We start from the raw sequence: 7,506 nt of genomic DNA, 5'->3' as shown, positions 1-7,506 counted from the left end.
CGATGGGCAGCATGAAGTCGATACCGGCATCGTCTAGCAGCTTGGCGAGCCGCAGGTTGTTGTCCCACGAGCTGACCCAACGTTCCGGAACCTTCGTGACACTCATGCCCCCAGAGCAGTTGGAGGCGAAGGCGCCGAGCAGGAAGGGTTGCGCGGCAGGCACCGACTTGTCCAGCATGGTCATCGTGGACCCCTCCCATCAGATGGAGTTTACCATCGATTTTCTATCATAAATCCATATGGACTACAAGCTGCGTGCAGGGCATGCTCTAGCTAGCGGATCGCTCGGCAACGCATAACCCAAGCCCCCGCGACATGAGCCATCTTCATTTCGTTCCAGAAGTAGGTCGATGAGCCGCGATACCCCACCCTCGGCCCGTAACGATGAGACGCTGCTCGACCGCAGCTGGCATCTGGCGCGCACGCCGCTCGAAATCGACGTCACCGAGGTCGAATATGCGCTGATGCGCTCTTATGAGGCGTTCGGGCGCTGGCAGGCGGAATGCCTGGCGACGGTGGTGGAGTTTCCCGCCAGCGGGCCCGAGAATGCGCTGCTGCACATCATCGGCATGAACGACCGGCCGAAGAGCATCCGCGAATTGGCTCACATGACCAACCGCGAAGACATCCCCAACATCCAATACAGCCTACGCAAGCTGACGAAGAACGGCTTCGTGAGCCGCACCGGCAGCGGGCGTTCGGGCGTCACTTACGAAGTAACGGTGCTCGGCCGTCGTGTCATCGAACGCTACACCGACGTCCGCTCGGCGCTGCTGATCGATGCCGTGGCGCGCGTTCCCGGTCTGTCTGCGAGGCTGGAACACGCCGCGCGCACGCTGGACCTAATGACAGGTATCTACGAGCAGTCGGCGCGCACCGCCATGACCCATCGCCATCGCCACCCACAGCCAAAGATGGTCGACGCGGCCAACGGCGGCGAACACGACGATTGATCAGGCCCATCCCGTCTGCTCTGCGCCTGGTGTTCCGACACTGCCAACTCACCACTGGTGTCTCCTGTCAGCGGTGCAGGCAAATCGAGCAGACTGAGTTCATCAATCATGGGGTGGCCTGTTGGCTTTTGGCCAGCGACATCGAATTGACTCAGGAGACGAAGCAGCTCTCGGCGGTACGGATCGTCAACGATCCCGGTCGCGTTGGGACTGCAGCTCGACGACGCCGGGCGCCAACCCCGAGGTGGTGCTCGAAGCAACCAATGGCTGGTACTGGGTGGTCGACGTGCTGCAAGCCCACGGAGCGCAGGTGCACCTGGCATATCCATTGGGAGTCAAGGAGTTTCGGTACCACCATACGAAAAACGATGTGCGTGATGCCGCTGGTCGATCTGCTGCGGATGGGCCGACTGCCTGAGGCCTGGATCGCCCTACCTCAAACACGCGAGTTACGAGAGCTGGTGCGTTATCGCGCTAAGCTGGTCGCGATCCGATCCGGCTTGAAGGCCCAGGTCCATGCCGTGCTGGCCAAGGCTGTCGTGTTGATCGCGGTGTCGGACCTGTTCGGCGTCGCCGGTCGCAAACGACTGGCCAAGGTGTCACTGGGAACCGCTTACGCCCAACGAGTCCGCTCGTTGCTGGAACTCATCGATGTCCTCGATGGCCACGAGCTGCGGTTCGGAGAAAAATCCGAACGCGACTTACACCAAATATCGGACAGTCCCTGGTCATCGGTGAGGTTACGATGTTGTTGCCGCCAGCAGGTCGAGGAGCTGTTGCTTGACGCGGAAGTGCTGCACCTTGCCGGTCGCTGTCTTAGGCAGTTCAGTAGTGAATTGCACCGACCGTGGCCGTTTGAAGGCCGCCAGACCTTCGCGGCACCAGGCGAGGAGGTCCTCGCCGCACACCTGCTCGTGGCCGGGTGAACGCACTACTAACGCGGCCGGCTTGTCAATGCCGTCGGCGTCTGGAATTCCGACCACCGCTGCCTCGGCGACACCCTCGTGTGCTAGCAGACGGGCTTCCACTTCAGCAGGCGAGACCCAGATTCCACCCGGCTTGAGCAACTCGCTGGAACGGCCGAGGTACAGATAGTAGCCGTCGTCATCGAGCACGTAGGTATCGCCGGGATGCAACCATTCGCCTTGGAACACCATGCGACTGGCTCGGGCTCGTCGCCAGTACCCAAGTGCAAGGGATTCTCCCCTTACGTAAAGTTCACCGGGTGTGCCGGGCGGCACCAGCCTGCCGGCGCTATCGCGGACCTCGACGCTGTAGCCAGGGACAGGTTTCCCGCTCGTCCCGGGCCGGATGTCGTCGGGGCGGTTCGACAAGAAGATGTGCAGTGCCTCAGTCGATCCGAGGCCGTCCAGGATATCCACCCCAAAACGAGATTTGACTTTCTGCTGCAGCGCCGCCGGCAACGGCTCGCCGGCTGACACGCACCATCGCACCGTGGCGAACGCGTCGTCGCGCAGGTCGGAGGTCAGCAGACTTGAGTAGAACGTGGGTACACCGAAGAACAAGGTGGGCGACTTCGTGACAAGAAGCTCTCCCATCGACTGCGGTGTCGCATGCAGTGGCTGCAAGATGCTGGTGGCGCCGGCGGCGAGGGGGAAGAACAAGCTGTTGCCGATCCCATAGGCGAAGAACATCTTCGCCACCGAGAGACAGCGGTCGTCGGCACGGACTCCCAGTATTTGGCGTCCGTAGTTCTCGTAGACGTGGCGGATGCTAGCGTGCCGGTGCATCGCCGCCTTCGGCGCCCCGGTGGTGCCCGATGTGAACAGCCAGAGCGCCCAGGCATCGGCTTCGGTGTCCACCGGATCGATCGGCTCCTGATCGAGGTCACCCCACGGCGAGAACGAAAGTCCAGCGCGCACCAGCCCGCTCGACGCTTTTACCATCGCGGCGCCCGTTACCACGAGGCGGTCGACCTCGTCAGCGGTGGCGATGGCAGGCAGCACCGTGTCGAGGAACTCCGGGTTGGTGACCACCACCCGTGACCCTGCATCGCGTAGCATCTCGGCCAAGTCGTGGCTGGTGAGCATCGTCGACAGCGGGACGGCCACCAGCCCGGCGTGGAATGCAGCCAGGATGGTGACCGCCATCTCGACGTCGTCTGTCATCAACAGCGCCACCCGGTCATCGCGGTGCAGGCCCAGTCCGCGCAGTCCGGCCGCGATCCGGGACACCTCTGCCGACAGCTGGCCGTAGGTCAACGTGCGTGTTCCGCTCAGTGCGAGCTGCGTAGCATGGCCCTCGCGCACCTGCCGGTGCACCAGGAAGTCGGCTGCGTTGAACATGTCCATCTGCTAAACCCGCTTGACGTCGAAGCTGGCGCGTTCTCCGGTTCCGAACCGCCGCAGCGCACCCTCCGGCCCAGCTGCGTTGGGCCGCATGAAGATCCAGTTCTGCCAAGCGGTTAGTCGGCCGAATATCTTTGTCTCGATGGTTTCGGGTCCGACGAACCTGTGGTTGGCTTCCATCCCGGTCAACGCGTCCGAGGACAGTGAGGCGCGCTCTTCCAGCACCATCCGCAACTCGTCGGCGAAATCGATGTCATCCAGCGCGAAGGTGACCAGGCCCAGCCGGTCCGCGTCGGTTGCGAGCAGCGGTGTGCCGATTTGCTCGCGTGCCGCCGTGAAGCTGTCCGGGTGGCCGTAGAACCGAGACTCGATTCGACTGCAGCCGTTGCTCATCGGGTAGCTACCGAAATTGGACTCGGTGAGTTCGATGGCGGCCGGGCTGGCGTCGGGGTCGACGTCGATGAACACGCCGTCGAGCATGTATTGGCGATCGCTGGCGAGCGCCAGCTCCAGTAGCAGTCCGACGAAGGCGCTGCCCGGCTCGATGACGGCGAACAGGCTGCGGCTGGTGACGTCGAGACGCTTGAGCGTGCGTGTGTAGTAGAGCCGCACCTCATTGATGAACCAGTTGTCGCCGTTGTCCTGCAATTGTTTGTCGTATGAGCGTATCAGGGCGGGATCACCGCCCGCCCGGAGAACCCAGGTGCCTAGTTCCGACTCGTTGGTGCGCAGGCGCAGGATCAGGTCGTCGAGCTCACGTGTGACCGCCAGCGGCCAGTAGTTGGCACCTTGGGCCTGCGCGGCATCTGCATCGACCGGAGGCGCCGAAGCCGGTCCCTGAACGCTGATTTCGACTCGGCGCTCGTCGCGCAGCAGCTTCGCCCGGACATACCGGTACGTGATGTCAGTGCCGTCGGTTGTGCGCGCCAAGCGGGTGAGTTCCACCCCCGTTACGGTGTCCGGTCGGCGAGAGCCAGCAACGGCCTCTTCAGCGCGGGCCCGCACCCGCTCGTCGAACCGGGCCCGGGGTACGGTTTCGTCGACCAGCCCCCATTCCACCGCGGTCGCCCCGCGCACACCCTCAGCCCGGGTGGCGAAGACGTCGGCGCGGTCCTTGCGAACCTTGCGCTTGTCGACGACGCGCGTCAGACCGCCGGTTCCGGGAAGGACACCCAGTAGCGGCACCTCGGGCAGCGAAACGGCCGAGGAGCCGTCGTCAATCAAAACGATTTGGTCACATGCGGCGGCGAGCTCGTAGCCGCCGCCGGCGGCGGTGCCGTTGACCGCGGCGATGTAGGTCTGCCCCGAGTTTTCGGTGGCGTCCTCGATGCCGTTACGGGTTTCGTTCGTGAACTTGCAGAAGTTAACTTTCCACGAGTGCGTGGACTGCGCCAACATTCGGATGTTGGCGCCGGCACAGAACATCCGGTCCAGGCCACCGGTTACGACAACGGCCTTGACCTCGGGGTGTTCGAAACGCAGCCGCTGCACGGCGTCGTAGAGTTCTATATCCACGCCGAGGTCGTAGGAGTTCATCTTCAGCTCGTAGCCGGGCACGAGCCCACAGTGGGGGTCGACGGCGAGGGTCAGGGTCGCGACCGATCCATCGAATTCCAGCCTCCAGTGCCGGTAGCGCGACGGGTCGGTGTCGAAATCAACGGCCGCAACCTCACTTGTCGGAACTGTGCGGGGGATGCCGGTGATCGTCATACTTACCTCTCGAAGTTCGTGGCAACTTGTAGCGGCCACTGTGATTACACTCTGCTGAATATCGGTAGGGGTGATCCGTTACGACGTTGTGGAGAATCTTTCTGTCGGGCAGGCTGAAGTCCGGGCAGTACCTCTGATGCGAACAGTGTGACGATCTGGTTGCGCCGGTCGCCCTCGCCGAATGGGCAGAAGACGAATTCGCTGGCTCCGGAGTCCCGGTACTCCTCGATCCGGGAGCGGACGCGATGTGGGGCCCGTAGGCCGGGTTGGCGAAGTCCTGCCGATAGGTGTCGCTCACCGTGTCGATCGCCTGGCATGCGAGCGCGACCCGATCTTCGTCCACACCATCCCAGCAGTGGATGGCACCACGAATTTCGCTGGGATCGCGACCGTTTCGCTCGGCATGCTCCCGCACGCGGGCCAATGACGCGGCCAGTTGTTCAGGGCCATACATGTAGGGGCGCTTCCGGGAAATCTGTGGGTTCGAGGTGTGTGATTGGGTGATCCACGACATGGCCCGACAGGGCGTGGGAGAAAGTTGTACGAACTCCTGTGGGGAGTCGCTGAAGTTTCCAAGAACGGCTTTCGAGGCCCGGATGGGGTTTGTTCTCTGGGCCGCGCCAGTAGTGGGGCAGGTCTACCATTGGAGACCTGATCCAGGCTGATCGCGAGGTTGGCTGCAAGCACGGCCGGATACATCGGCAGGAGAGTCACCGACGACAACAGCCATATGCGGGTCGTCGATGCGGCGGCGAGGGAGATGAATGCGTTTGGCACCGCACTGTGGAAAAAGAGGTGCTCACCAACGCTCACCCCGTCGTACCCCGCCGTCTTGGCAGCAGCCGCGTCACGAGCCGCCGACCGCTGATCGGGGCCCAGGGTCACGAAAACTTTCATCGGCGCCGATCCACTGCGGTTACGCGGGTGCTGCGTCGCGCAGGTGCACGTAGTCAAACTCCACCGGCATGCGATTGATGCCTCGCTCCGGCGGGGCGATCCATCCGGCGAACTGCCCGGGCTGGTACTGCGGGACCATGAGCTGTGCCACCCGCGACCGGTCTTCAGCGGTCGGCAACCAGGTGTCCACGTTCTGCCCCCACTCTGCTTCGGTGAGCACCTCGCCGGTCGGGGAAATGAAGTGACCGGCGTAGTTGCCGACCTTGCGGTTGAACCCCTCATACGGCAGCACCAGTCGATCCGGCAGGCCAACGCGCTCGAAGGCTCGGTTCCAAAGGTCAACGCCGTTCTGGCAGTCGGCAACGTACTCGTCACGCAGGTCGAGGTTTAGCGCGGTGAGTGCCGGAACCTCCTCCTCGACAATTCTGCCGTCCCGCACCGTTCGCACCGGGTAAATGGCGTCCTTGAGCACGTGGTCGTCTTGGCGTCGCAACTCCTGCCAGCGCCCCTTGAGCCCACCGGTGTAGTAGGCCGCCGCGTTGGACGATTGCTCGGAACCGAATAAATCCAGCGAGACCGAGAACTGGAAGTTGAGGTATTTCTGGACGACATCCAGTGGGATGCCGCCGTGCTGGAAAGCGTCGCTGGTCTGGTGGGTGGCCATCAGCTCGGCGGTGCGCTGTACCGTCCGCTGGACCCCAGTGGTTCCGACGAACATGTGGTGCGCCTCTTCTCGCAGCATGAACGCACAGGTTCGGGCTAGCGGATCGAACGCGGATTCCTTCAACGTGCCGAGCTGGTATTTGCCGTCCCGGTCGGTGAAGTAGGTGAACATGAAGAACTGCAGCCAGTCGGTGGTCTCCTCGTTGAAGGCACCCAGGATCCGTGGCGAGTTCAGGTCGCCGGAGTTGCGCTTGAGCAGCTGCTCGGCCTCCTCCCGGCCCTCCCGGCCGAAGTACGCCTGCAGTAGGTAGACCATCGCCCAGAGATGGCGACCTTCTTCGACGTTGACCTGGAAGAGATTTCGCAAGTCATAGAGGCTGGGCGCGGTGGCACCCAGGGTGCGCTGCTGCTCGACCGAAGCCGGTTCGGTGTCCCCCTGCACCGTGATCAGCCGCATCAGCTCCGCGCGGTACTCGCCAGGCACCTCCTGCCAAGCCGGCTCACCCTTGTGTCGGCCGAACGCGATCTTTCGGTCCGGGTCGCGTTCGGCCAGGAAGATGCCCCAGCGGTACTGCTCCATCGGGACATGGTCAAAGTTGGCCCAGCCGTCGCGGCCCACCGCGACCGCCGTCCGTAGGTACACATCCTCAGTGGGCAGGGCGGGTCCGAGCTTCTTCCACCAATCTATGAACTTCGGTTGCCAGCTCTCCAACGCCCGCTGCAGCCGCCGGTCGCTGGACAGGTTGACGTTGTTGGGGATGCGCTCGCTGTAGTCGATCGTGCTGAGCGCGCCGGTGGGCGCCTGCACGGCACCGGTGCGGTCCTGTTGGACGCTCATGGTGGTCCCTCCTGTGCGTGAATCTCTCCCGCCTAAGTCTACAACCTTATGACGATACGGCTAGCTATTTGTAGAACAATTTGATCCGTATCCGGGTGGCCTGGTGGCGGCGGCCGCGGCGGTCGGACCTCGGTAG

5 protein-coding genes and 2 pseudogenes are annotated in these 7,506 nt (G+C 63.2%); 2 read left to right on the top strand and 5 right to left on the bottom strand.

Annotated elements, in window-relative coordinates; translation table 11 throughout:
• A pseudogene (locus AC2VOU_RS12140) lies at window positions 1-184 on the bottom strand (LLM class flavin-dependent oxidoreductase); the annotation flags it as partial.
• Between the two features lie 166 nt (window positions 185-350).
• On the opposite strand from AC2VOU_RS12140, the gene AC2VOU_RS12135 reads away from it, so the two are divergent.
• Together AC2VOU_RS12135 and AC2VOU_RS12130 are read left to right on the top strand one after the other, a co-directional pair.
• Window positions 351-953: a winged helix DNA-binding protein gene (locus AC2VOU_RS12135; RefSeq protein ID WP_486957605.1), complete on the top strand. Its 603-nt coding sequence runs from the start codon at window positions 351-353 to the stop codon at window positions 951-953.
• Between the two features lie 158 nt (window positions 954-1,111).
• Window positions 1,112-1,657: pseudogene (locus AC2VOU_RS12130) on the top strand (IS110 family transposase); the annotation flags it as partial.
• A 36-nt stretch (window positions 1,658-1,693) separates the two neighbouring features.
• Here AC2VOU_RS12130 and AC2VOU_RS12125 read toward each other — a convergent pair.
• From AC2VOU_RS12125 to boxB, 4 genes are all read right to left on the bottom strand, one after another.
• Entirely contained in the window at window positions 1,694-3,259 is a 1,566-nt protein-coding gene (locus AC2VOU_RS12125; RefSeq protein ID WP_486957604.1) for a benzoate-CoA ligase family protein, read from the bottom strand.
• 9 nt (window positions 3,260-3,268) lie between these two features.
• A complete protein-coding gene (gene boxC / locus AC2VOU_RS12120) occupies window positions 3,269-4,972 on the bottom strand; it encodes a 2,3-epoxybenzoyl-CoA dihydrolase (RefSeq protein ID WP_486957603.1) in 1,704 nt (567 codons plus the stop codon).
• Between the two features lie 294 nt (window positions 4,973-5,266).
• Window positions 5,267-5,869 (bottom strand): LLM class flavin-dependent oxidoreductase, encoded by a 603-nt coding sequence (locus tag AC2VOU_RS12115; protein WP_486957602.1) that lies wholly within the window; start codon window positions 5,867-5,869, stop codon window positions 5,267-5,269.
• A 19-nt stretch (window positions 5,870-5,888) separates the two neighbouring features.
• Window positions 5,889-7,370, bottom strand: a complete 1,482-nt coding sequence (gene boxB, locus AC2VOU_RS12110) for a benzoyl-CoA 2,3-epoxidase subunit BoxB (RefSeq protein WP_486957601.1) — start codon at window positions 7,368-7,370, stop codon at window positions 5,889-5,891.
• Window positions 7,371-7,506: the final 136 nt, after the last annotated feature.

Source organism: Mycobacterium sp. TH-M25, from assembly GCF_057473665.1.
The sequence above is the reverse complement of the archived record's forward strand: the minus strand, read 5'-3'. Positions and strand labels throughout refer to the sequence as shown.

Coding starts and splice junctions, on each gene's coding strand:
- AC2VOU_RS12125 (WP_486957604.1), bottom strand. CDS start 3,259: ATGTTCAACGCAGCCGACTTCCTGGTGCACCGGCAGGTGCGCGAGGGC.
- AC2VOU_RS12115 (WP_486957602.1), bottom strand. CDS start 5,869: ATGAAAGTTTTCGTGACCCTGGGCCCCGATCAGCGGTCGGCGGCTCGT.
- AC2VOU_RS12135 (WP_486957605.1), top strand. CDS start 351: ATGAGCCGCGATACCCCACCCTCGGCCCGTAACGATGAGACGCTGCTC.
- boxC (WP_486957603.1), bottom strand. CDS start 4,972: ATGACGATCACCGGCATCCCCCGCACAGTTCCGACAAGTGAGGTTGCG.
- boxB (WP_486957601.1), bottom strand. CDS start 7,370: ATGAGCGTCCAACAGGACCGCACCGGTGCCGTGCAGGCGCCCACCGGC.